Source organism: Ruegeria sp. AL7, from assembly GCF_056536105.1.
Genome location: NZ_JBQFJF010000001.1, coordinates 2,759,993 through 2,782,517, shown reverse-complemented (window position 1 = coordinate 2,782,517; position 22,525 = coordinate 2,759,993). Strand labels below are relative to the sequence as shown.

The following is a 22,525-nucleotide window of genomic DNA, read 5'->3' as shown; positions in this document are numbered from 1 at the left end:
CAGCCTCCTGCGGTGTCGCCTAATCAGCCAGAAACCCCACTGAACCCACAAGGGATTGCGTGACGCCCATCGTTGCAAATTGCGTTTTCAGGTCAGCATATTCCGCGTGCTGTTTGGGCAGAGTGTTCTGCTGTCCGCTTTCAGCCAGCAGTCGTGTTTGGCGAATGGACAGATCGACCATCGGCAAAGGCTCGGTGGTGGTGAAGGCTGCAAGCCCATCTGCATATTCAATTGCTGCGTCCCAATCGCCGCGCGCCAGCATGACGGCGCTGGCATCCGAGTAAAAGTGCAGGTGACTGTGCCCCACACATCCCTCGGCAATGATTTCAGACCCCAGGTTCAACAAGCGCGTTTGCTCATCAGGGTTGGTCTCGGCCATTGCCAGAGCCGACAAGGCCTTGGGCCCTACAAAGTTCCGCCCATGTTCAAGCGCGATTTCAACCGCGCGACGACCTGTTTCCCGACCGTGGTCCAACTTTCCGGCATAAACCTGCGTTCGCGCCAGATGTTCAAGGGCCTGCGCCTCAAGGCGTTTTGCACCGACGCGTTCCGCAATTTCAGCTGAAACACTGAACGCTTCCAGTGCCTGATCAAGGTTGCCCAAAAAGGTCTCGGCCACGCCAAGGCAGGTCTGTGCAACGCATTCCGGAACAAAGGCAAAATACGTTTGCGAGACTTCGATGGCCTCAATGGCGTCCGCCTTGCCCTGTGCTACGTCCCCGGTGTAACTGCGCGCGACGCTGAGATTGTGCAGATTGGCGGCCAGATCGCGGACCAGCCCTTTTTCGCGCGCCCGCTCAACAGCCTGCGTATAAAAGCCTGTCGCTGTCTTCATGGTGGCTTTCATGAAGTTTGCATCACCAAATCCGCTTAGCGCCCCTACCTCAAGGCGGGCAGAGCCAAGTTTGCGGGCAAGCGTCAGGGCGCGTTCATTGGCGCTCAGCGCTTCCTTGTCCCGGCCCAGAGGGAAATAAACATTACCGCGCACGTAGCTGATCTGAGCCACATCCCGCTCTGACCCGCAACGCTCGGCGGCGGATTCAGCCATATCGAGTGCCTCCAGGGCATCCTGATACAAGCTGGCTTGCCGTGCGGCCTGCGCCAGCCCGATATGCGCGCGGCTGATTTGCTCATCGGTTTCGGCAACCCGGGCAGCTTCCCGAAATTCACGCAGTGCGTCGCCGGACAGACCCTGAAGCCTGTGCGTCTCAGCACGAGCGCACAGCAGGTCGAACCGGACACCTGCAGGGGACGGCAGTTCCAGGGCGCGTTCGATCAATGGGCTGGCATCGTCGAATCTGAAGGCCTGGATCAGTTTGTCCGCCGCCTCCAGATACGCCTGCGCGGCGTTATTCGCTCCGGCCCGGTCCAGATGCTGTGCGCACAGGGTCGCATCGCGATCCTCGAACCACTTGGCGGCCTGCCTGTGCAGGCGCGCGCGCTCGGATTTGACCAACGTCGCATAGGATCCATCCCGGATCAGCGCGTGGGCGAACATAAGGTCAGGCCCTGCCTCTCGGACCAGCGCGGATCGGATCAGGCTGGTCGTATCCAGATGCCCTTCACCCAGAATGAAGTTCAGAACTTCTGGCGAGAACCGCTGTCCCAATACCGATGCGGCCTGAATGGCGGCGCGGCTGGTTCGATCCAGTGCATCCAGTCGGGACTGAACGATCCCCTGAATACTGCCGGGCACGCCTTGCTGGGTAAGTACATCCGTATTGCGCAACAACTGTTCAAGAAACAGCGGATTGCCCCCGGCGCGTTTGACACAGGTGTCCAGCAACTCGGGGTCGATGGCCGTGAATTCTTCGACCAACAGTCTGGCCTGTTCCTCCCCCATCGGCGCCAGTTCCATCTTGGACACCAGCGCGCCATCGGTTGCCATTTGCCAATCCCGGTCAATCGGATCGCCTTCGGCCCGGCTTGTCATCATCAACACGCAAGGGATATTCCGCGTCGCCGCCGCTATATGAGAGCAGGTCATCAGGATCTCGGGCGAGGCCCAGTGGATGTCCTCGATCTGGATCAGCAAGGGGGCTTCCTGGCTGCTGGCCGACAGCAACTCTTCAATGACCTGCCGCCGTCCGCGCAGGCGGGTTTTATTGTCCATCACCGCAAACACCTCAGCCAGACCCGAATCCTGCTCCAGCTCGAGCAGCGCATTGAGGTGTGCGGCATTCGGGGGGCTGACCCAGCCCCTGGCGATTGCGTCCCTAGCCGCTGCGGCACCTGTTTCCGCGCCATCTGCCGGGTCAAGACCCAAGATACTGCGGGCGACCATCTGAATGGCCGAATGCCCTTCGCGCGCGCCGAAATCCATCACGACACCGTTGTGGATCGTGTAGGACTGGCCGGATGCCAGCTCAGCAACCTGCTCGGACAAATGGGTTTTCCCGATCCCGGGCTCACCCAGGATCACATGGACTTCGCCCTTGCCGTGACGCTTGCATCGGTCAAATGTGGCAGAGAACACCGACAATTCCCGCTCGCGCCCGATGAATTTGTGACGCCGTGTGCGAATGTTCCGGGCCAATCGATCCAGACGCCAGACTTCAACGGGATCATTCAGCCCTTTGATGGCCTTCACACCAATGGATTCGCCCACGAATAGCGGCCCCAACGCGCGCTGAATGTCGTGTGAAACCAGAGTCTCACCCCCCGCGGAAATATCCGTCAGGCGGGACGCCAGATTCACCCCGTCTCCTGTAACGGTGTATTCCGTATGCGACTGACTTCCGGTCGTACTGGCAATGACTTGACCCGAGGAAATACCGATGTGGCAGGAAAGCGGCGGTGACAAGGTCGGCAGAGCTGCATGTATCTCGGCAGCAGCACGCGCGGCCCTTTCGGTATCATTGGTGTGTGAAATCGGCGCTCCGAAGACGGCCATGACCGCATCGCCGATATGCTTGTCTATACGACCACCGTATTTTTCGACGACATTGTCCACTTTGCTAAAGAATTGATTCAGCAGCGCATGCAGATCTTCAGCATCCAGCTCGCTGGATAGTTTCGTGAATGCGGTCAGATCGGCAAACATCACAGTAACCTGTCGCCGCGCGGGCTCGAGCTGTGCAGGAGATTCAGGTTCTGCTGAGGTTTGGCTGGCATCAATCTGTTCGATGGCGCGCAGCAGCCGCCGCCGATCACCGACGGCCGTCACCCCAATTTCGATCAAATCCTCGGCCGTCAAATCAGGCAGGATGGAGAAATCGATTTTGTTGTCTGCGAAGGCCTGCGCGTACTCGTTTAATCCAATTGCGCTCAGCCAGCCCCTCAGGTCCTGAGACATGTTGCCCCTCTGAAGTCCCCCACTTCATTCAGGAACCTAGCATGTGCGCCGCTTCGAGTCTGCTAGAACCTATTTAATTTATGCTTTTGAGCAGGGTTAATCCAAAACTGGCTCCTGCACCAAGCCAGCGTTTCCAAAACCGCTCGACAGGATATACGAACAGCAGGCCTGGGTGATCTCGCGGAAGCGGGCTCTTTCCCGACGGTAAATATATACCTCTCGCTTGTCTGGCAAATCTGAAATCGGGCGAAAGGCGACCGCATCCGGGATGAACTGTGCGACGGTCTGCGGCAGGACCGTGATCCACTGGCCTGCCCTGACAGTCGTGATCAGGGAATGCGTGTTGTGAATGGTAACCTCGGCCCTGTCCAGGATCTCTCGGAAAGGCGCGGACTCGATAAAGTCGCACAAGGCGTTTCGCACGAAGGGCGCCGCCATCAGGTCACAGATTTCAGGCGGTTTGGCCCGTGTCATAAGCGGATGATCAGAAGCTGCGACCAGTCCGAACCGATCCTGAAACAGCGGCTCGGCACTGACCCCGTTCAGGGGATGATGACCGGATGCAATGCCGATGTCCGCCTTATCCCCGGCAACGGCGTCCAGAACCTGTTGCGAATCCCCGTCTCGCAACTCGATCTTCAACCCGGGAAAGCGTGATGTCATATGTCCCAGCAAGGCGGGAAAGACCAAGGCCCCCACCGACGGCACGGATACGATGCGGATCAACCCTTGTTCCGCCTGCGCCGCCATTTCTATGTTCTGAACAGTCTGATCAAAATCGCGCACTTGTTTGAGAGCAAGGTCCAGAACTTGCTGACCCAGTGGCGACAGGTGGTTTTTTCGTTCACCTTCAAACAGTTTCTTACCCAGATGATCTTCAAACTGCTTCAGCATCATTGAGACGGCGGATTGCGTCCGACCCAGACGGCTGGCAGCCTCGGCAAGGTTTCCGGTTTGGGCCACGGTACAAAAACACCGCAGCATCTCGACTTTCATCGCCATACTTCAAACTTTCTGAAGTTTTCTAAAGTTATTTGAGTTTGACTGATGTTGATCGAAAGTTCCATCCTGACCCAAATCGAAATTTGCGAATTTGGGGCATGACGTGACCAAACTGAACCTGATTGCCGGCGAATGGCTGGCCGGCGAAAGCGAAATTGAAAACCGCAATCCTTCGGATTTAAGCGATCTGGTTGGCATGTTCACACAAGCCAGCGCCGATCAGCTTGAGGCGACTCTGGATCAGGCGCGCGTCGCGCAGGCCGAATGGGCCGCCTACGGGCTGGAGCGAAAACAGGCCGTCCTGAACGCCATCGGCAACGAGTTGATGGCCCGCGCCGAGGAACTCGGCACTCTGCTCAGCCGCGAAGAAGGCAAGCCGCTGGCCGAAGGCAAGGGCGAGGTTTACCGCGCCGGTCAGTTCTTCACGTATTACGCCGCCGAGTGTCTGCGCCAGATCGGTGAAAACGCCGATTCCGTGCGCCCCGATATCGAAGTGGATGTGCGCCGCGAAGCTGTTGGCGTAGTTGCGATCATCAGTCCGTGGAACTTCCCCACTGCAACCGCCTCGTGGAAGATTGCCCCGGCGCTGTGCTATGGCAACGCGGTGGTGTGGAAACCCGCCAACATCACACCCGCCTCGGCTGTGGCCCTGACTGAAATCATCGAACGGCAGGATATTCCGAAAGGTCTGTTCAGCCTTGTGATGGGCTCGGGCCGTTCGGTCGGTCAGCGCCTTGTGGAAAGCCCCAAGGTCAATGCGATTTCCTTCACCGGGTCTGTACCCGTGGGCAAAGGCATCGCCGCCGCAGCAATCCAGAACCTGACCAAGGTGCAGATGGAAATGGGGTCCAAAAACGCGCTGGCCGTGATGGACGACGCCGATCTGGATCTGGCGGTGACACTGGCACTGGGCGGGGCCTTTGGCGGGACCGGTCAGAAATGCACCGCCTCGTCGCGGCTGGTGGTTCATGCGGGCATCCACGATGCCTTTGTCGAGAAACTGGTTGCCGGTGCGCAGGCAATGAAAGTGGGTCACGCGCTGGAAGCAGGCGTGCAGATGGGCCCCGTCGTCAGCCAGCAGCAGTTGAATGAAAACCTCGCCTATGTCGATCTGGGCAAATCCGAAGGGGCCGAGCTGGCCTGTGGCGGTCAGCGCCTGGAGATGCCTCATGACGGGTTCTACATGTCGCCGGGCGTGTTCCTGAACACCATCAACGACATGCGCATCAACCGCGAAGAAATGTTTGCGCCCCTGACATCCGTCATCAAGGTCAGCAGCTATGACGAGGCGCTGAGTGTGGTCAACGACACCAATTTCGGCCTGACCTCGGGCATCGTGACCAAATCGCTGGCTCGCGCCACCCATTTCCGCCGCAACGCGCGCACCGGTGTTGTGACGGTTAACCTGCCCACCGCTGGCACCGATTACCACGTGCCTTTCGGTGGCCGGGGCGACAGCTCGTACGGGCCGCGCGAACAGGGTAAGGCAGCGGCTGAATTCTATACAACGGTCAAAACCGCCTATATCAGCGCAGGCCCGGTCTGATGCGGATCGACGGCCTGCAATATGCCAATTGGTCGGAGAAGATATTTCGCCAATTGCGCGAAGGGCGCGTGGACGCGATCCACGTCACCATCTCCTATCATGAGAATTTCCGAGAAACGGTTCTGAATTTCGAGAAATGGAACCGTTGGTTCGAGCAATATCCGGATCTGATCATGAAAGGGCGGTGGGCCGGCGATATCGACACGGCCCGTGAAACAGGCCGGACCGCCGTGTTTTTCGGGTTTCAGAACCCATCGCCCATCGAAGACGACATCGGGCTGGTTGAAATCCTGCACGATTTGGGCGCGCGGTTCATGCAACTGACCTATAACAACCAATCCCTGCTGGCGACCGGTTGTTATGAGGCCGAAGACACCGGCATCACCCGAATGGGCAAGCAGGTGATCAAAGAGATGAACCGCGTGGGCCTTGTGGTGGACATGAGCCATTCGGCTGACCGGTCCACAATCGAGGCGGCTGAACTCTCAGACAGGCCCATCGCAATCACGCATGCCAATCCGCACGATTGGTCCCCGGCCCTGCGCAACAAGCGAGATGATGTCATCCGCGCCGTGACTGAAAACGGTGGGATGCTGGGTTTTTCGGTCTACCCTCACCACCTGAAGGACAAGTCTGACTGCACGCTGGAAAGCTTTTGCGAGATGATCGCCCGCACTGCGGACAAATACGGGGCCAGTCATCTGGGGATCGGCACTGACCTGTGCCAGGATCAGCCTGACAGTATCGTTGAATGGATGCGTGTGGGGCGGTGGACAAAAGAAATCGACTATGGCGAAGGCTCGGCCTCTGCTCCGGGGTTTCCACCAATGCCGGGCTGGTTTCAGGACAACCGAGACTTTGGAAACATCGAACAAGGGTTACGCGCGACCGGCCTGAACGATGACGAAGTGGCCGGGATCATGGGCAGGAACTGGTATCGGTTCTTTGCCGAGAACTTCGTCCCACAAAGGTAGCCAAATGGAACCACACGCGCAGACAGAGATCGCCAGACGTGACACCGCTACGGTCATGCGGCTGTCACGGCTGGGATCATTGCATCAATGCCGGCTCAGCTTTATGCGGCAACTGACACGCCGCATGGCCGATGAAAACTGGAGCTTCTCGCGACCTGCATTCGAAATTGACGACAAAGGTGTCGGCCATGCGGTCTATACCGCGCAAGGCCCCGATCGCGCCTATTCGCTGGTAGCATTTGCCCATGACCTGCCTGCCGATCAACGGTCAGACCGGGTTATTGCCGAAGCCTGGGACGCCACCTTTGCGCTGTTCGACGGTATCCCGACGCTAGAAGACATTGATCGGCTGTCGCGGAACGTACCGCTGCAAGAGGCAGGGCGTGTCAGCGAAACCGAATTGTCACTGTCACGCGCCAACCGTTCCGTGCGACTCTGGGCTCATGTGGTGGATCGTCTGGCTGCGGGCCAACAACCGGACCTGGAACAGATTTATCAGGTCGGCTATCTGATGAGGACCACGGCTGTTTACGGGTCGGGCAAATTCGGCGCTGCGGATCGTGAGAAAACGGCGGACCGGGATGAGGTCAGCGGTCCCTTCCAGATCGAAATGCTGTCGGTGTACCTGACCCGGATTTTTGTACGCGATCTGGTGCAATATATGGCGCAGGTCAAAGGTGGGGATCAAACCGCCGAGCTTGATCCTGAAATCGCACGCTGGCTGGGCATCGGAAATTCCACAGGACTGGGAATGGCGCCGTTCATCGTGAACCATCCCGTTCTGTTCAACAACTGGATCATGGCGCGGGAAGAGGCCATCTCGCGCGTGCGGTCAATTAAGACAGCGACCGAAAAAGACGCGTGCGTCTTTCGCGACGTATTCGCGCGCAGCAAACAGTCAATCGCGTGGTGGCAATCCGAACATCCGATACAGGTGGAAAAACTGGCGGCACTGAAGGACGACCTGAATTCGATCGACGTATTTCTGGCTACAGACGACCTGACACGAGACCATCCGTGGGATCGCATGATCCGATGGTCGGAAACCGCGCTCAGCGAAGAAGGCCAGGAGTTGCTGGCCTCGCTGATCCTTGAGCCTTACGGAGATGTCGTGGATGGGCTGTCCAGCTGCATGGCGGACACAAACACGGCTGCACAGGTTATTGATGGAACAATGCCGGTGTCAGGGGTGCGTACCTTGATCCGGAACAGTTTTGACTGGGCGCTGGATCTTGATTGGAGTGATCCGAAAAACTGCGCGCGCGCCTGGTACGTTTCCGAAGAGAAACTTGAACCCCGACTGGGTGAACGGTTTGAAGAACCAATTGCGGACTATGAACAACCGCTCGCGCCCGCGCGTGATGCGGCGATGGCTTTCAGGGCTCTGCAAGACTGGCCGGATGATGCGCCGATAGCAGAATTTCTTTTGCGCCACCCCGAGCACCGCCACACCGTGCGCCGCGCCCAAATCAGCCGTATCGCGCCATATGGTGAGATTCATGACAACACAATCGGCGCGAAAGTGATGCCCATCGATATGTTGCGCGCAAAGCTGTCCTTCTTTGGCGCGACGCATTTCGACCCTCGTTCAGATCGCTGGGTCCGCATCTGCATGTATGCCGGCGCCCCCTACCCTGATGAGCTAAATACCGCAAACTCAGATTTGTGGGTTTATCCGGAGGTTGCACAATGACTTTTTCATTGAACGAAGTCGAAGCAACCGCCAAACGTGCAACCCGCGGGGCCGGATATGCCTGGGGCGTGGCGGAAGAGGCTGCAAAGGCCACCCGTTGGCTAAGCGCCCAAGGGTTCGACGGGCCCGCTATTCTGGCCCAACTGCTCAAACGTGAATATGCGCCCTGTCTGGAACGCCACATTCCTGTGCTTCCGAACGGAGTATGGGTTGGCGAACAAGACCTGTGCCCCCTGATGACCGGAGCTGTGATATCGGATTCCCCGACCGTCCTGTCCCAAGGCACCATTGCGATTTCAAACCTCGCAGCACCGCTGCTGTTGCTGCCCTTTGTCGCTGCGGGGGCCAAAAAGCTGGGAAAGACAGTAAAAGTCACCTTCGACGGGTATTCTGCGACAACTGATGGTGTTCATCTAAGCTGTGCAGACAGCAATTTGGACCGCGCTGATCATGTTGAGATAACCGAGGGCGACCACATTCAATACGGTCGCCCCCTGCTAAGCCGTGCCGCCCCAAATGCAGAGGCGTGGCAGATCCTCAACTCCATGGCGCACCGTACATATGCCCCTGCAACTGAAGAATCCCGACTGCTTGGCGCTGGTTCCGGCCTGTCGGACAATGACTGAAGGATCATCAGATGACCGAGACCCAAACCCTGTCGCTTGCCGAAATCGAAAAGCTGTCCTTCACCGCGTTGGTTGCCGCTGGCACAAGTGAAGAAAGCGCGCGCCCTCTGGCCGTGGCCACTGCGGCAACCGAAGCGGATGGGGTGGCCAGTCATGGTCTGGCTTATATCCCGATCTACTGTGAACACGTACAATGCGGGAAGGTTGACGGTCAGGCAGTACCGACGCTGGAAACGCCGCGCCCCGGCCTTATCCGCGTAGACGCTGCGACCGGGTTCGCACATGCAGCCATTGAAATGGGCTTTGATGCATTGATCCCGGCGGCTCGTGAACAGGGCATCGCGGCCCTTGCGATCACCAACAGCTACAATTGCGGTGTGTTGGGTTATCACACGTATCGACTGGCGCAGGCGGGTCTGGTTGGTCTTGGATTCACCAATGCACCAGCATCCATTGCACCTTCGGGTGGATCGAAGCCCGTTGTCGGCACCAACCCGTTCTCTGTTGCGGTACCGGGTCCAGACGGGCAACCCGCGTTGCTGATTGACCAGAGCGCCAGCACCATCGCCAAAAGCGAAGTGATGAAACACGCCAGAGAAGGCAAGGCCATCCCGGTCGGCTGGGCACTGGACCCGGACGGAAACCCGACAACAGACCCGAATGTCGGTCTGAAAGGAAGCATGGCCCCATCCGGCGGGTACAAAGGTGTGGGTATCGCTTTGCTGACTGAAATCATGGCGGCCGCTTTGACAGGATCTACTCTTGGGCTGCATGCCTCTCCGTTCTCGGGAACGGTCGGGGGTCCACCGAAAACCGGGCAGTTCTTCATCGCTATTGACCCTGCGGTTTCGTCAAATGGACTGTTTTCAACCGCAATATCGGATCTGGTCGTGTCGATCAGAGATCAGGACGGCGCGCACCTGCCCGGAGATGGGCGCCGTGCATGTCGCCTTGCCGCAGGTCAAAAAGGTGTCGCCGTCAACACTGCTACATTGGCCAGGATTGACGCGATAATTCAGGAAAACAGTTAAGAGCAGCCACCAGACCGGGCGGATGTGGTGGCCGCTTGCGCCTAGTTCACGAAATGCAGCGTGTCGAATTCACTGCGCCAGGCAGAGACTTCCGAAGCGACAGGCGCGTCGTCCAGTCCTCGCGTGATCAAATCGGCGAGGCGATCAGCATCTCGAGAGGTCATGCCCCAGCGAACCAATTCAGGAGTGCCAATCCGCAACCCATTCAAGTCCCCTTCAACCGGCTTGACAGGTAATCCGATGCCGCATGCAAGAAACCCGCTTTCGCGAAGCTTCTTCGATGCCGCCTGCCCTCCGCCATAGGGCTCTGCCAGAACCGCGAACTGATGCGAATTGGTGAAGCCTTCCGCACCCTCAAAGACGCGAACACCCTGCGCATCCAACGCTGCGGCCAGTGCTTTTGACAGTGCGATCATCTCGTTCGCGTACGCCTGACCAAAGTCTTTCCAATCCAGCATGGTAACCGCAAGAGCGGCCGTTTTGGCGGCATCGAAATTGGCTGTCATCCCGGGAAAAGCAATAGCATCCAATGATTTGGCAATGTCGACATCATTCGACACGATCAATCCACCTGCTGGTCCACCAAGGCTTTTATAGGTGCTCATGGTCATGAAATGCGCGCCCTCGTTCAACGGGTTCGACCAGGCACGCCCCGCGATTATCCCGCACTGATGCGCGGCGTCGAACATGACTTTCGCGTCAACTTCGTCCGCAATGGCCCGCACCTCGGCAACAGGGTGTTCAAAAAGGTTCAGACTTCCGCCGATCGTGATCAGCTTGGGGCGCTCAGCCCGCGCCAGGTCGCGCAGTTGGTCCAGATCGACTGTGTAGCCATTTGTGTTAACCGGTGCCTCGATCGTGCGCAGCCCGAACAGCCCTGCACAGCCCGCAGTATGATGGGTCACATGGCCGCCGATCATTGCGGGTGGCGCAATGATTGTATCACCCGGCTTACAGGTCGCCATGAAGCCATAAAGATTTGCAATTGCGCCCGACGGCACACGAACCTCTGCAAATCGGGCATCAAAGACCTCTGCACAAAGCTCGGCCGCGATGACTTCGATTTCTTCGATTGCTTCCAGCCCCATTTCATATTTGTCACCGGGATAGCCCAGCGAAGGCCGCGACCCGATGCCCGACGACAAAAGCGCCTCGGCCTTGGGGTTCATGACATTGGTCGCGGGGTTGAGGTTGAAACACTCTTCCTCGTGAATACGGCGGTTTTCCTCTGCCAGATGCACGATCCGGTCCAATAGGTCGCCAGACGATGCCGATGCTGTCTTTGTCGCGATATTCTGAACCAATGTTTCGCTTGCGGTGGGCACCCAGTCTCTATGTGCAAGTGTCATCTGACATCCTCCTGTTTCGTGCACTGTGACTGCTGCTGCGTGACTTCGCAAAGCAGATTTGTTATTTCTTGGCGTAGAAAAACTAAGGCTAAGGTGATGAGCGTTTCCCCAAAGCGTCCCAAAGGGCCCCCACTGAACGCAATGCGCGCTTTTGAGGCAGCGGCGCGCCACATCAGCTTTGTCGCCGCGGCTGAAGAGTTGAACGTCACACCGGGTGCAATCTCGCAACACGTCAAAACGCTGGAAGGCTGGGCCGGTGCAGCACTTTTCCGGCGCAACGCGCAAGGCGTAGAACTCACGCCCGAGGGGCAGTCGCTTGTCGCTGAATTTACCAGGGCTTTTGACCAATTGGCCGACGCGGCCCGTGCGCTGCGCAACCTTAAACCCAATGCAGATTTTCATATCGCTGCTTTACCGGCCATTGCTCAGCTCTGGCTTCCCAAAAGGCTGCGCCAGATCCGATCTCAATTTCCTGACATCAGTTTTTCAGTCACTGCGCTGGAAGCGCCGCCGAGCCTGGGGCGCGAACTGTTCGACCTGTCAATCTTCTTCGCTCCACCGGACGACACGGCCAATCAGGTGGTCGTTTGCCCGGACGAGATCGTGCCGGTTTGCGCCCCGGCGCTTAAGGACCAAGTTTGCCGCGCAAACGGTTTTCTGGGCGTACCGTTGCTGCACGATCTGGTGTGGAACGAAGATTGGACCAAATGGGCCCAACACTCTGGCTATGACCTGCATAGTGCCAAGGGCGGTGCTCAATTCTCCCTCTACAGTCTGGCCGTAGAGGAAGCGAAGGCGGGCGCAGGAATACTGATGGGACACCTGTGCCTGATCGAAGACGCCTTGGCCACAGGCGAGCTGACAGCTGCGCACACCAAATTGTTCCGCACCGACCGATCTCTGGTTATCCAAATGCCACAACGAACCCGCAGGAGACCGGAAACGGACCAGATTATCGCATGTTTGTCCCGTTGACCCAAATTGTCCCAGACCTCAGCGCGGGATAGATGGGAACTGAAAGGAGGGCGAAAGATTGCCCAAAACACCGGGCACTTATCTTCGTCAAACTCGAACGCTTGGTCCCAACTTTGCATGTTCAATCATGTTTGGGTACACACGAAAAACTGTCAGAGCGCTTCCGCAATCGTGGCCGCTCGGTTTGGCCAGCGACACGTGGAGGGTTACAGTGCACCGCGCCCGTCGAAGAAAGGCTGCGTCAAACGGGTTTAGTCGGTCTCAGCTTTTGGCTTTGCCTGCGACCTTGGAGGCAGCTTCCATGTTTTCGCCGATGATGTCTGCTTCTGTTTCGCTTACGTATTTTGCACAGCGCGACACCATTTCGAACCATTCACGTGCGTCTTCCACCATTCGTTCCATGGAATGGCGTTGCCATTCGGCGACGGCTTGCATCGTTTTGCTTGGATCTGGGCTGTCGCCAAACGTAGCTTCCCGGGCAGTTTGCAGCGCGGTGCGTGCAGCCTCATGGCGGCGCTTGAACCAGAGGCGGGAGTATTCCTCCGCCTCGCTCAGCAGGTGGTCCTGCGCTTTCCAAAACTGCTCGATCTGCGGCGTCACCGCGGAGTTCATGGACATCATGCCCTGCATGGATTTCAACACGTCGGTAAGGGCTTCCTGTGTCTCGATTTCGGCTGATTTTGTGGGCATTTGAACTCTCCCTGGAAAAGAAGACGGTGATTAATTTTACCACACCCAGAGGTGCACTCACATTAACCGAGATCAAATTCACTGGGTAATTCGCGCCGTCGTTTCACAATACGCCCGTCCACAACATACACGGTCGGTTGATATCAACTCATCTGGGCGACTGACCGTCTGAACATAACCAGACTTGTCATCAACAGGGCCAGACCCAACACAGCCATCCAAACGAATTCCGGCCAGACCGTTTCGATTCCAGCACCTTTGAAAACAATTGCTTGGCTGGCTGACATATAGTGGCGCGATGGCAGAAACAGCGTTCCGGCTTGCAACCAGCCTGGTTGCCCTTCGACTGGTGTTTCCCCTCCGGACAGCATCAGCATTGGCAGGACAATCAGCATGACCAGAAGCGCAAATTGCGCCATTGAGCGCGCGATCGTCGCCAGAAATACCCCAAGCGCCGTAGCTGTAAACAGAAAAAGTGCGGTTCCAAATAGGAACAGTGTCTTTGATCCGGCAATGCGAATGTCCAACGAACCCTGCATGACAAAAGTCAGCGATAACCCCGCAGCGATCAGAACAACGGCCGCATTGGCCCAGATTTTTGCCATCGCAATGTCGAGCGGAGTTAGAGGCATGGCGAGCAGATGCTCAATTGTTCCATGCTCTCTCTCCCGGATCATGGCAGCGCCGGTCAGGATGGTCGTGAGCCACATGATCTGACCGATCAGCGCAACGATGCCCGCAAAACGCACCGTATCTCTGTTTGGGTTGAAGGCACTTCTCAGAATGACATTGATTGCGGGAGGATCTACGAGGTCAACACCAACTGCAAAGCGATGGATTTCAGCGCTCAATATACTGGTGATGTAATTGGCGCCGATACCTGCCTGCTCCATAGCCGTGGCGTCTATCAGAACCTGTATCTCTGGTGTGCTTCTGGCGCGCAGGTCTTTTTCAAAACCTGGAGGAATGGCAACGATGAAGATAAACCGCCCGGCATCCATGTGCGCTGGACCGGTCCCCGGTTCAATTTGCACGACCGGTTGAAACTCCGGTGGGAAAAACGCAGTGGCAAGGGTGCGCGATAGTGGAGAGTTATCCTCATCTGCAAATGCGATTGAGGCGTTATTCACCGAGCTTGCAACGCCTGTTGCTTCCATGATCGGAGCCAGCGTGAATGACCAGACCAGCAAGGCCATCATCACCCAATCGCGGCGCAGGCTCATCATTTCCTTCAATCCCAGCCAGAATATGCAAAAAAGGCGCTGCATTCACTTCTCCTGCGCGCGCAGGCAAAGGGCGGCGGCGAGTGTCAGCACTGGACCGAAACAGGCAAGCGCAAGAATGTCCGGGGCAAGTGATTCCCACCCTAAGCCCTTGGTGAACGCGCCGACGTTCAGGTGCAGAAAATAGGAAGATGGCCAAAGCGAGCCGATGAACTGAGCCCCCCCTTCCAAAGTGGAGACGGGCTGCAACAGGCCCGAGAACTGGATGGTCGGCACAACCGAGGCGATGGCTGTCGCAAATGTCGCTGCCACCTGGCTGGATGTCATTGTGGCAATCAGCAATCCATAGGACGTCGTTGCCCAGATATACAAAAACGCACCAACCGCTAGCGGAATGGGATCGCCTTTGAGCGGCACACCGAAGACGAAAATGGTCATCGCTGCCAGCAACAGAAAGTTTGCAAAAGCAATTGCAATATAGGGAATTTGCTTACCAATCAGGAATTCGAGCCGGGTTGTCGGTGTTACGTAGAAATTCACCACAGATCCCAGCTCACGCTCACGCGCGACACTGACCGCCGTCAAGACGGCCGGCAACATGATAAGCAAAATCGCCGGCATGGCCGGGGCCATTGCTGCAATGCTTTCAAAACTCTGATTGTAGCGAAATCGCGGTTCTATCCGGGCAATCTCGAAGTCCCGTTGCCCCGTCTTTCGGGCGTGTTCGTCCAGAAAGGACTGATGCAGTCCCGCGACATATCCTTCAACGGTCTCGCCTTTGAACGGAATGGCACCATCGACTGTCGCGAGGACCTGTGTTGGCTCGCCTGTGCGCAGCTTACGACCGAAGTTCGGTGGCAACTCTAAGACCAGTGAAACGTCTCCTGCCTGGAGCCGGTTGTGGCCTTCCATAGCGCTTTCCAATGGCGGCGTGGGTTTGAAATAGGACGACCCCGCGAACTCAGTTGCATAGGCACGGCTCTCAGGACCCTGAGAAAGGTCTAGAACGGCAAAGTCCAGTTCATCAATGTCAAGCGTGATGCCAAAGCAGAAAACCAACATCAAAATGGCTGACCCAAGAAACGCAAAGGCAAGGCGCACAGGATCGCGCGCCACCTCGACGGCCTCGCGTCGCGTATAGGCCAGTGCGCGCCCGACACTGCCACCGATGTGTTTGGAATTGGTGGCCAAATCAACTCTCGGTGCTTCAACCGGCGCCGGTCTTTCTGCCGCCTCCAGAATTGAGATGAACGCAGCCTCAAGGCTGTCGGCGCTTTCAGCGGCGATCAATTCGGCTGGTGTGCCTTCTGCCAAGACCTGGCCTGCGTGCATAAACGAAACACGGTCACATCGTTCTGCTTCTGCCATGAAATGGGTGGAGACAAAGATCGTTACCGCGTCTTGTCGGGACAACTCGACGAGCAAGGCCCAAAACGTATCTCGCGCCTCTGGGTCCACTCCGGATGTCGGCTCATCCAATATCAGCACACGCGGGCGATGGATGATCGCAACCGCCAGCGACAGGCGCTGTTTGATCCCAAGGGGCAGGGCGGCCGCAAGGGTATCACGATGCGTGCCGAGTCCGAATCGTTCCGTCAGTTCCGAAATGCGCGCGTCGCGGTCAGGGATTGCGAAAATCCGGGCGTGCAACTGAAGGTTCTGATACACTGACAATTCACCGTACAATGAAAACGCCTGACTCATGTACCCAATCTCGCGGCGCACCTTTCGATCCCTGGCGTCAACGGGTTTGCCGAATAACAATGCCTCGCCTGAGCTTGCAGGCAGCAAACCGGTCAGCATTTTCATCGTCGTGGATTTTCCGCATCCGTTTGATCCCAGAAACCCGAAAATCTCTCCGCGATTGATCGAGAAATCAACGTTGTTCACGGCGATGAAATCGCCAAAGCGCCGTGTCAGCCCGCGTGCAGTAATCACGGGATCCGATTTGATCTGTCGAACGATTGATTGACCCGGCGCTGAACCAGATGCCTCGTCTGCCCGCAAGCGTCGGTACGCAGTTTCGAAGTCCTTATCGGCACGCTTCAATTCGGCGGGTTTACCCTGAAAGATGACGCGACCTGCGTCCATCGCGACGATCCAGTCAAAGCCTTCGGCCTCCTCCATATAGGCTGTAGACACAAGGACAGAGAGCTTGGGGTTTTCCGTTCGGATAGCGTCGATCAATGCCCAAAACTGTCGACGCGACAACGGATCAACCCCGGTTGTTGGCTCATCCAGAACCAGGAGTTTGGGGTCATGAATCAACGCACAGCACAGGCCAAGCTTCTGTTTCATTCCACCAGAAAGCCTGCCCATCAGGCGATCCTCAAATGGTGCAAGCGCGGTCGCTGTCAGCAATGCGGTGATCCGGGCGTCACGCTCGTCGTGTCCCTGTCCGAAAAGGCCCGAGAAGAACTCCAAATTTTCGCGTACCGACAGTTCTGAATAGAGATTCCGACCCAAACCTTGCGGCATGAATGCGATCGCAGGGCATATTCGTCTACGATGAGTGGGCTCATCAATCGCTCCGCCCAGAACGTCGATTGATCCGGATTGAAGCTTTTTTGCACCGGTGATCAACCCAAGCAATGTGGACTTGCCCACCCCGTCTGGGCCAATGAAGCCGACAAGCTGTCCGGTTGGAAGGTCCAAGGTTACAGAGTTCAACGCGATGTGTTTTCGATACCTGTGTGTAACACCGGCAATTCGAAACTCTGACGAGGCGACTGTGGCATTCATTCGAACAGCTCTTGCGGGATGGGCTGTTCAAGCGCCTCGGGCCATGCGCTGGTGGGATCGATCCGTATCACGGCAATGCCGCGCAGGCCCGTTTTTACGTGTTCAATCCGGCTTTCAACCAGGTCCTGGGGGATACGAACGCGGACACGAAAGACCAGTTGCTCGCGTTCATCCAGAGTCTCGACTTGTTTGGGCGTGAATTGCGCCTCGGGAGAAACAAAGCTGACATATGCAGGTGTGGCGTATTCGGGTAAAGCATCAAGCACGATGCGAGCTTCGGCTCCAATCGGCAACAGCCCGGCTTCCCGCGCAGGAAGGAAAACTTCCATATACACGTTCTCGAGACTGAGAAGGGTCAGGATCGGTTCACCCGCTCCGACGACCTCGCCCGGCTCGGCCAATCGATAAAGAACGCGACCCGGCATTGGTGCCAGCAAGGAACTGTCTTCGATTTGCGCCTCAATCCTGCGCACCTCGGCTTCTGCAGCGGCAATCCGGCTTTCTGCGGTTGCAACTCGGGCTTTGGCGGCACCCAACACAGCAGACGCAACTTGGTGGATGGTTTCACGTTCCTCAAAAACTGTCTTAGAGATATTGTTCCCGGTCAGTAGCGCTGTAGCACGTTCAAGTTCCTGCGCCGCCCGACGTTGCTCACTTTGGCGTTGCAGAACCAAGGCTTCAGCTTCTGCTTTTGTCTGGCGCGCCAAGGCGACCTCGGCTTTTGCCCGGTCCAGCGCTGCAGACAATTCGTCTATATCCATCCTGGCAAGTACATCACCGGCGGCGACCATGCCGCCTTCAGGTGCCAGAACTTTGGCAACACGCCCGGCGATCGTTGGCGCAATTTCAACCTGCTCTGCCTCAATCCTTCCATTACCCTGTACGAAGCCACTCGGCAATTGATCGCCGTCTTGGGAGATGACGGAGTAAACAACCGCGCCAGCAACCACGATGACTACCAGAGCAAAAAAGATGGGCGAACTCTTCTTCATAGCTTTTGCCAGATCGTTGAATGCGACGGTCAGTCTAGTGCCTGGCAGGATTGGGGACTTTGCGATGGATCAAGCGTTTCCAAAGCATGCTTGGGGGAACAACATATCCTGTCTGTCGGAATGGACGTGTCCTGTTTTCGTGCCGCCCCAGGTGCTCGTTCAGCCTCTGTTGCGCATTCATCACAGGGTGAATTGCGTCCCCTGTTGCTTCCAGAGTGCTTTGAGTTGTGCAGTGGCCCTGAACGCAGAAAGCGCCCCTTGGGGCGCTAAGTGTTTGATATCTGACTTGAAGTATTGGTTGCGGGAGCAGGATTTGAACCTGCGACCTTCAGGTTATGAGCCTGACGAGCTACCGGGCTGCTCCATCCCGCGTCAGAGTCAGATTTGTTTTCATCGTTTTAGAGAGATTTGGGGATTTTGCTAGGTTTGGCGGTGACCTACTCTCCCGGGGCTTAAGCCCAAGTACCATTGGCGCGGCAGTGCTTAACTTCCGGGTTCGGGATGGGACCGGGTGTTTCACTTGCGCTATGACCACCAAACCGAGGAAAATCCCCACGTCGCTGTTTTTGCGGAGCAAAAAAGCGACGGGCAGGAGGCAGCGTATTCGCGAAGCGGATGCGCGGTCCTGCACGGTTGTGTTAATCAGATCAACGTTGTCCAACTCAGGGTGTGTATGTCTTTGATTTGTCTTTCCATTACTGGATCAAATCAAGCCTATCGGGCGATTAGTACCGGTCAACTGAACGCATTACTGCGCTTACATCTCCGGCCTATTGACGTGGTGGTCTTCCACGGCCCTCAGGGAGACCTTGTTTTGAGGGGGGCTTCCCGCTTAGATGCCTTCAGCGGTTATCCTGTCCGATCATAGCTACCCAGCACTGCCGTTGGCACGACAACTGGTCCACCAGTGGATCGTTCACCCCGGTCCTCTCGTACTAGGGGCAACTCCTCTCAAGTCTCCTACACCCACGGCAGATAGGGACCGAACTGTCTCACGACGTTCTAAACCCAGCTCACGTACCTCTTTAAACGGCGAACAGCCGTACCCTTGGGACCTGCTCCAGCCCCAGGATGAGATGAGCCGACATCGAGGTGCCAAACACTGCCGTCGATATGGACTCTTGGGCAGTATCAGCCTGTTATCCCCGGCGTACCTTTTATCCGTTGAGCGATGGCCCTTCCACTCGGGACCACCGGATCACTATGGCCGTCTTTCGACTCTGCTCGACTTGTCAGTCTTGCAGTCAGGCTGGCTTCTGCCATTGCACTCAACGAGCGATTTCCGACCGCTCTGAGCCAACCTTCGCGCGCCTCCGTTACGCTTTAGGAGGCGACCGCCCCAGTCAAACTACCCGCCACGCAGGGTCCCGGATCCGGATAACGGACCGCGGTTAGACATCAAGAGTGCGAAGGGTGGTATCTCAAGGGAGGCTCCACGGATACTTGCGTTTCCGCTTCAAAGCCTACCACCTATCCTGCACATCACAATCCTGATGCCAGTGCGAAGCTGTAGTAAAGGTGCACGGGGTCTTTCCGTCTAACCGCGGGAAGCCTGCATCTTGACAGGCAATTCAATTTCGCTGAGTCGATGTTGGAGACAGCGGGGAAGTCGTTACGCCATTCGTGCAGGTCGGAACTTACCCGACAAGGAATTTCGCTACCTTAGGACCGTTATAGTTACGGCCGCCGTTTACCTGGGCTTCAATTCAAGGCTCTCACCTCTCCTTTTAACCTTCAGGCACCGGGCAGGCGTCAGACCCTATACGTCGTCTTGCGACTTCGCAGAGCCCTGTGTTTTTAATAAACAGTCGCCACCCCCCTGGTTTGTGCCCCCAGCCCCTAGTTGCCTAGGAACCGGGCCTCCTTCTCGCGAACTTACGGAGGTATTTTGCCGAGTTCCTTCAACATCGTTCTCTCAAGCGCCTTGGTATGCTCTACCAGTCCACCTGTGTCGGTTTAGGGTACGGTCTGATGGAGGGCTATTTCGGGAACCACTCAGCAGCCCAATCAATCCGATAAGATTGAACTACACCTGTGATCCGTCACATCCTCCTGGCCTAGGAATATTAACCTAGTTCCCATCGCCTACGCCTTTCGGCCTCGGCTTAGGGGCCGGCTTACCCTGCTCAGATTAGCTTTAAGCAGGAACCCTTGGACTTTCGGCGAGTGTGTCTCACACTCTTTGTCGCTACTCATGTCATCATTCTCACTAGTGATCTCTCCACCGGATCCCTCACAGGCCGGCTTCATCGAAAGAACTCGATCCGTCATTACATCCCGCTGCTGTTACACAACACAGATGCAAATACGGATGAGTTCTATGTCACACTACGCTCTGCTACCATGCCTTACGGCATCCTAAGCTTCGGCTCATGGCTTGAGCCCCGTTACATCTTCGCCGCAGGACAACTTATTTAGACCAGTGAGCTGTTACGCTATCTTTAAAGGATGGCTGCTTCTAAGCCAACCTCCGGTTGTTTTGGTCGTCCCACCTGCTTTCCCACTTAGCCATGAATTGGGGGCCTTAGCTGTAGGTCAGGGTTGTTTCCCTCTCCACTACGGACGTTAGCATCCGCAGTGTGTCTGCCATCTAGTACTCCCGGGTATTCGGAGTTTGGTTAGGATCAGTAAGCCTGTGGGGCCCCATTACCCATCCAGTGCTCTACCCCGGGGTATTCGGATGACGCTCTACCTAAATAGATTTCGCAGAGAACCAGCTATCTCCGAGTTTGATTGGCCTTTCACCCCTAGGCACAGCTCATCCCGATCCTTTTCAACGGATGTGGGTTCGGTCCTCCAGTAAGTGTTACCTTACCTTCAACCTGGCCATGCCTAGATCACTCGGTTTCGGGTCTGATCCCACGAACTCATTCGCCCTATTAAGACTCGCTTTCGCTACGCCTACACCTAACGGCTTAAGCTTGCTCGTGAGACCAAGTCGATGACCCATTATACAAAAGGTACGCCGTCACCCCGCAAGGAGGCTCCGACTGATTGTAGGCGTTCGGTTTCAGGTACTGTTTCACTCCCCTCGTCGGGGTGCTTTTCACCTTTCCTCACGGTACTGGTTCGCTATCGGTCAGCAAGGAGTACTTAGCCTTCGAAGGTGGTCCTCCGATCTTCAGACAGAATTTCACGTGTTCCGCCCTACTTAATACGTCCGATCATGCTTCATATACGGGACTGTCACCCTCTATGGTCCTGCTTCCCAACAGGTTCTATTCACACTCACGGCTCGGCTGGTCCCCGTTCGCTCGCCACTACTAGGGGAGTATCAATTGATTTCCTTTCCTCCGGGTACTTAGATGTTTCAGTTCCCCGGGTTTGCTCTTAAAACCCTATGTATTCAGGTCTTAAGTACCTGGTCATGCTCATTATTGATCAGCTGTGCCAACAATAACAAACATTCAGGTGGGTTGCCCCATTCAGAAATCCATGGATCAAAGCTTATTCTCAGCTCCCCATGGCTTATCGCAGAGTATCACGTCTTTCATCGCCTCTTGCTGCCAAGGCATTCACCAAACGCCCTTCTCGCGCTTGATTTGATCCAGAAAAAGAAAGACATAACATGTTGCGCTACCGCCTGTTCGGCTACTTGAGCGCGTGAAGCCTTTCGGCCTTTCGGCCTGCAGGCTTCGACTATGTCGATCGTGATCACCCAGCTGGTAACTAAAGGCGATCGTTCTTCTGAACCAAAAACATACATTTCCCGCCCCCGCCACTTGGACGAGGACAATTGAGCAACCCCATATGGTCTCCCAGCCGTGCAGCTGATCAACGCAGGTCGCTCGGGTTAGTATATTTGACTTGGACAACTCTGTTCTTTCAGTCGCGATACACGAGACAGGGCCGGCTAGACCCAAACCGTGCCGTCCATCAGATGATGGAAACGACCGAGATCAGCGCCACACTCGGCGCGATCAAACAGTGTTGATTGATTTCTCTCATACGATGTAAAGACGAACAGCTCACGCTGTTCTGCCGTCCAATCGGACGGTTAAGAACCCGAAGGTGCTTAACGATCTGATCGAAAGGAAAGTGGTGGGTCGAGGAGGACTTGAACCTCCGACCTCACGCTTATCAGGCGTGCGCTCTAACCACCTGAGCTACCGACCCACTTTGTTCGGGGCCGACTGCAGGTCGCTCTCATTGCTTTTGTCACCAAAAGCAACTGCCGCGACAACGCCCTTTGCTTTGCAAAGGCTTGGTGGAGCCTAGGAGGATCGAACTCCTGACCTCCTGAATGCAAATCAGGCGCTCTCCCAGCTGAGCTAAGGCCCCTTGCCGGACCTCGCGCCTATCCGCAAGATCCTGATTTCCTGAAGAGATATGAGGACGGCTCGGTCCATTACAGTGCGCTACCGCCTTGCGGCTACTTGAGCGCCTG

Annotated in this window: 13 protein-coding genes, 3 tRNA genes and 2 rRNA genes; 6 read left to right on the top strand and 12 right to left on the bottom strand. The window is 56.5% G+C overall.

The features are described from left to right. Positions 1 to 19: 19 nt before the first annotated feature. On the bottom strand, positions 20 to 3,295 hold the full coding sequence (locus ACR3E2_RS13955) for an ATP-binding protein (RefSeq protein ID WP_480483869.1): 3,276 nt from the start codon (positions 3,293 to 3,295) through the stop codon (positions 20 to 22). Between the two features lie 96 nt (positions 3,296 to 3,391). Continuing rightward, entirely contained in the window at positions 3,392 to 4,297 is a 906-nt protein-coding gene (locus tag ACR3E2_RS13950; protein WP_480483868.1) for a LysR family transcriptional regulator, read from the bottom strand. Positions 4,298 to 4,400: 103 nt separating this feature from the next. On the opposite strand from ACR3E2_RS13950, the gene ACR3E2_RS13945 reads away from it, so the two are divergent. Genes ACR3E2_RS13945 through ACR3E2_RS13925 form a run of 5 tightly spaced genes read left to right on the top strand, consistent with a single transcriptional unit; the run spans position 4,401 to position 10,167 of the window. Beyond that, positions 4,401 to 5,843, top strand: a complete 1,443-nt coding sequence (locus ACR3E2_RS13945) for an aldehyde dehydrogenase family protein (protein ID WP_480483867.1) — start codon at positions 4,401 to 4,403, stop codon at positions 5,841 to 5,843. Next, positions 5,843 to 6,817, top strand: a complete 975-nt coding sequence (locus ACR3E2_RS13940; RefSeq protein ID WP_480483866.1) for a membrane dipeptidase — start codon at positions 5,843 to 5,845, stop codon at positions 6,815 to 6,817. Before ACR3E2_RS13945 ends, ACR3E2_RS13940 begins: the two co-directional genes overlap by 1 nt. Before the next feature lie 4 nt (positions 6,818 to 6,821). Further along, positions 6,822 to 8,510 carry a hypothetical protein gene (locus ACR3E2_RS13935; RefSeq protein WP_480483865.1) on the top strand — a complete coding sequence of 563 codons (1,689 nt, stop codon included), beginning with the start codon at positions 6,822 to 6,824 and terminating at the stop codon, positions 8,508 to 8,510. Continuing rightward, positions 8,507 to 9,136, top strand: a complete 630-nt coding sequence (locus tag ACR3E2_RS13930; RefSeq protein ID WP_480483864.1) for a DUF3726 domain-containing protein — start codon at positions 8,507 to 8,509, stop codon at positions 9,134 to 9,136. Before ACR3E2_RS13935 ends, ACR3E2_RS13930 begins: the two co-directional genes overlap by 4 nt. Before the next feature lie 11 nt (positions 9,137 to 9,147). Next, the gene (locus ACR3E2_RS13925; protein ID WP_480483863.1) at positions 9,148 to 10,167 is read left to right on the top strand and encodes an Ldh family oxidoreductase; all 1,020 of its coding nucleotides are present in this window, start codon (positions 9,148 to 9,150) and stop codon (positions 10,165 to 10,167) included. A 41-nt stretch (positions 10,168 to 10,208) separates the two neighbouring features. Here the strand turns inward: ACR3E2_RS13925 and ACR3E2_RS13920 are convergent, their stop codons facing one another. Further along, positions 10,209 to 11,516: an aminotransferase class I/II-fold pyridoxal phosphate-dependent enzyme gene (locus tag ACR3E2_RS13920; protein ID WP_480483862.1), complete on the bottom strand. Its 1,308-nt coding sequence runs from the start codon at positions 11,514 to 11,516 to the stop codon at positions 10,209 to 10,211. Between the two features lie 96 nt (positions 11,517 to 11,612). On the opposite strand from ACR3E2_RS13920, the gene ACR3E2_RS13915 reads away from it, so the two are divergent. Beyond that, on the top strand, positions 11,613 to 12,491 hold the full coding sequence (locus ACR3E2_RS13915; protein ID WP_480483861.1) for a LysR family transcriptional regulator: 879 nt from the start codon (positions 11,613 to 11,615) through the stop codon (positions 12,489 to 12,491). A gap of 261 nt (positions 12,492 to 12,752) precedes the next feature. Here ACR3E2_RS13915 and ACR3E2_RS13910 read toward each other — a convergent pair whose 3' ends face one another. From ACR3E2_RS13910 to ACR3E2_RS13870, 9 genes are all read right to left on the bottom strand, one after another. Continuing rightward, positions 12,753 to 13,181: a phasin family protein gene (locus ACR3E2_RS13910; RefSeq protein ID WP_480483860.1), complete on the bottom strand. Its 429-nt coding sequence runs from the start codon at positions 13,179 to 13,181 to the stop codon at positions 12,753 to 12,755. 143 nt (positions 13,182 to 13,324) lie between these two features. Then, positions 13,325 to 14,449, bottom strand: coding sequence for an ABC transporter permease (locus ACR3E2_RS13905; protein WP_480483859.1), 1,125 nt, complete (start codon positions 14,447 to 14,449; stop codon positions 13,325 to 13,327). Further along, positions 14,450 to 17,146: a ribosome-associated ATPase/putative transporter RbbA gene (gene rbbA, locus ACR3E2_RS13900; protein WP_480483858.1), complete on the bottom strand. Its 2,697-nt coding sequence runs from the start codon at positions 17,144 to 17,146 to the stop codon at positions 14,450 to 14,452. Further along, on the bottom strand, positions 17,143 to 18,138 hold the full coding sequence (locus ACR3E2_RS13895; protein ID WP_480483857.1) for an HlyD family secretion protein: 996 nt from the start codon (positions 18,136 to 18,138) through the stop codon (positions 17,143 to 17,145). The genes rbbA and ACR3E2_RS13895 overlap by 4 nt, the downstream gene beginning before the upstream one ends. A 295-nt stretch (positions 18,139 to 18,433) precedes the next feature. Beyond that, a tRNA-Met gene (locus ACR3E2_RS13890) sits at positions 18,434 to 18,510 on the bottom strand. Between the two features lie 52 nt (positions 18,511 to 18,562). Continuing rightward, positions 18,563 to 18,677 (bottom strand): 5S ribosomal RNA (gene rrf, locus ACR3E2_RS13885). A gap of 165 nt (positions 18,678 to 18,842) precedes the next feature. Continuing rightward, positions 18,843 to 21,681 (bottom strand): 23S ribosomal RNA (locus tag ACR3E2_RS13880). A gap of 496 nt (positions 21,682 to 22,177) precedes the next feature. After that, positions 22,178 to 22,254, bottom strand: a tRNA-Ile gene (locus ACR3E2_RS13875). Between the two features lie 89 nt (positions 22,255 to 22,343). After that, positions 22,344 to 22,419 (bottom strand) — tRNA-Ala (locus ACR3E2_RS13870). Positions 22,420 to 22,525 lie beyond the last annotated feature (106 nt).

What these genes read in the sequence shown, in the direction of transcription:
- ACR3E2_RS13920 (WP_480483862.1), bottom strand. Translation starts at nt 11,516, where the DNA reads ATGACACTTGCACATAGAGACTGGGTGCCCACCGCAAGCGAAACATTG.
- rbbA (WP_480483858.1), bottom strand. Translation starts at nt 17,146, where the DNA reads ATGAATGCCACAGTCGCCTCGTCAGAGTTTCGAATTGCCGGTGTTACA.
- ACR3E2_RS13905 (WP_480483859.1), bottom strand. Translation starts at nt 14,449, where the DNA reads ATGCAGCGCCTTTTTTGCATATTCTGGCTGGGATTGAAGGAAATGATG.
- ACR3E2_RS13940 (WP_480483866.1), top strand. Translation starts at nt 5,843, where the DNA reads ATGCGGATCGACGGCCTGCAATATGCCAATTGGTCGGAGAAGATATTT.
- ACR3E2_RS13930 (WP_480483864.1), top strand. Translation starts at nt 8,507, where the DNA reads ATGACTTTTTCATTGAACGAAGTCGAAGCAACCGCCAAACGTGCAACC.
- ACR3E2_RS13895 (WP_480483857.1), bottom strand. Translation starts at nt 18,138, where the DNA reads ATGAAGAAGAGTTCGCCCATCTTTTTTGCTCTGGTAGTCATCGTGGTT.
- ACR3E2_RS13915 (WP_480483861.1), top strand. Translation starts at nt 11,613, where the DNA reads ATGAGCGTTTCCCCAAAGCGTCCCAAAGGGCCCCCACTGAACGCAATG.
- ACR3E2_RS13925 (WP_480483863.1), top strand. Translation starts at nt 9,148, where the DNA reads ATGACCGAGACCCAAACCCTGTCGCTTGCCGAAATCGAAAAGCTGTCC.
- ACR3E2_RS13935 (WP_480483865.1), top strand. Translation starts at nt 6,822, where the DNA reads ATGGAACCACACGCGCAGACAGAGATCGCCAGACGTGACACCGCTACG.
- ACR3E2_RS13910 (WP_480483860.1), bottom strand. Translation starts at nt 13,181, where the DNA reads ATGCCCACAAAATCAGCCGAAATCGAGACACAGGAAGCCCTTACCGAC.
- ACR3E2_RS13950 (WP_480483868.1), bottom strand. Translation starts at nt 4,297, where the DNA reads ATGGCGATGAAAGTCGAGATGCTGCGGTGTTTTTGTACCGTGGCCCAA.
- ACR3E2_RS13955 (WP_480483869.1), bottom strand. Translation starts at nt 3,295, where the DNA reads ATGTCTCAGGACCTGAGGGGCTGGCTGAGCGCAATTGGATTAAACGAG.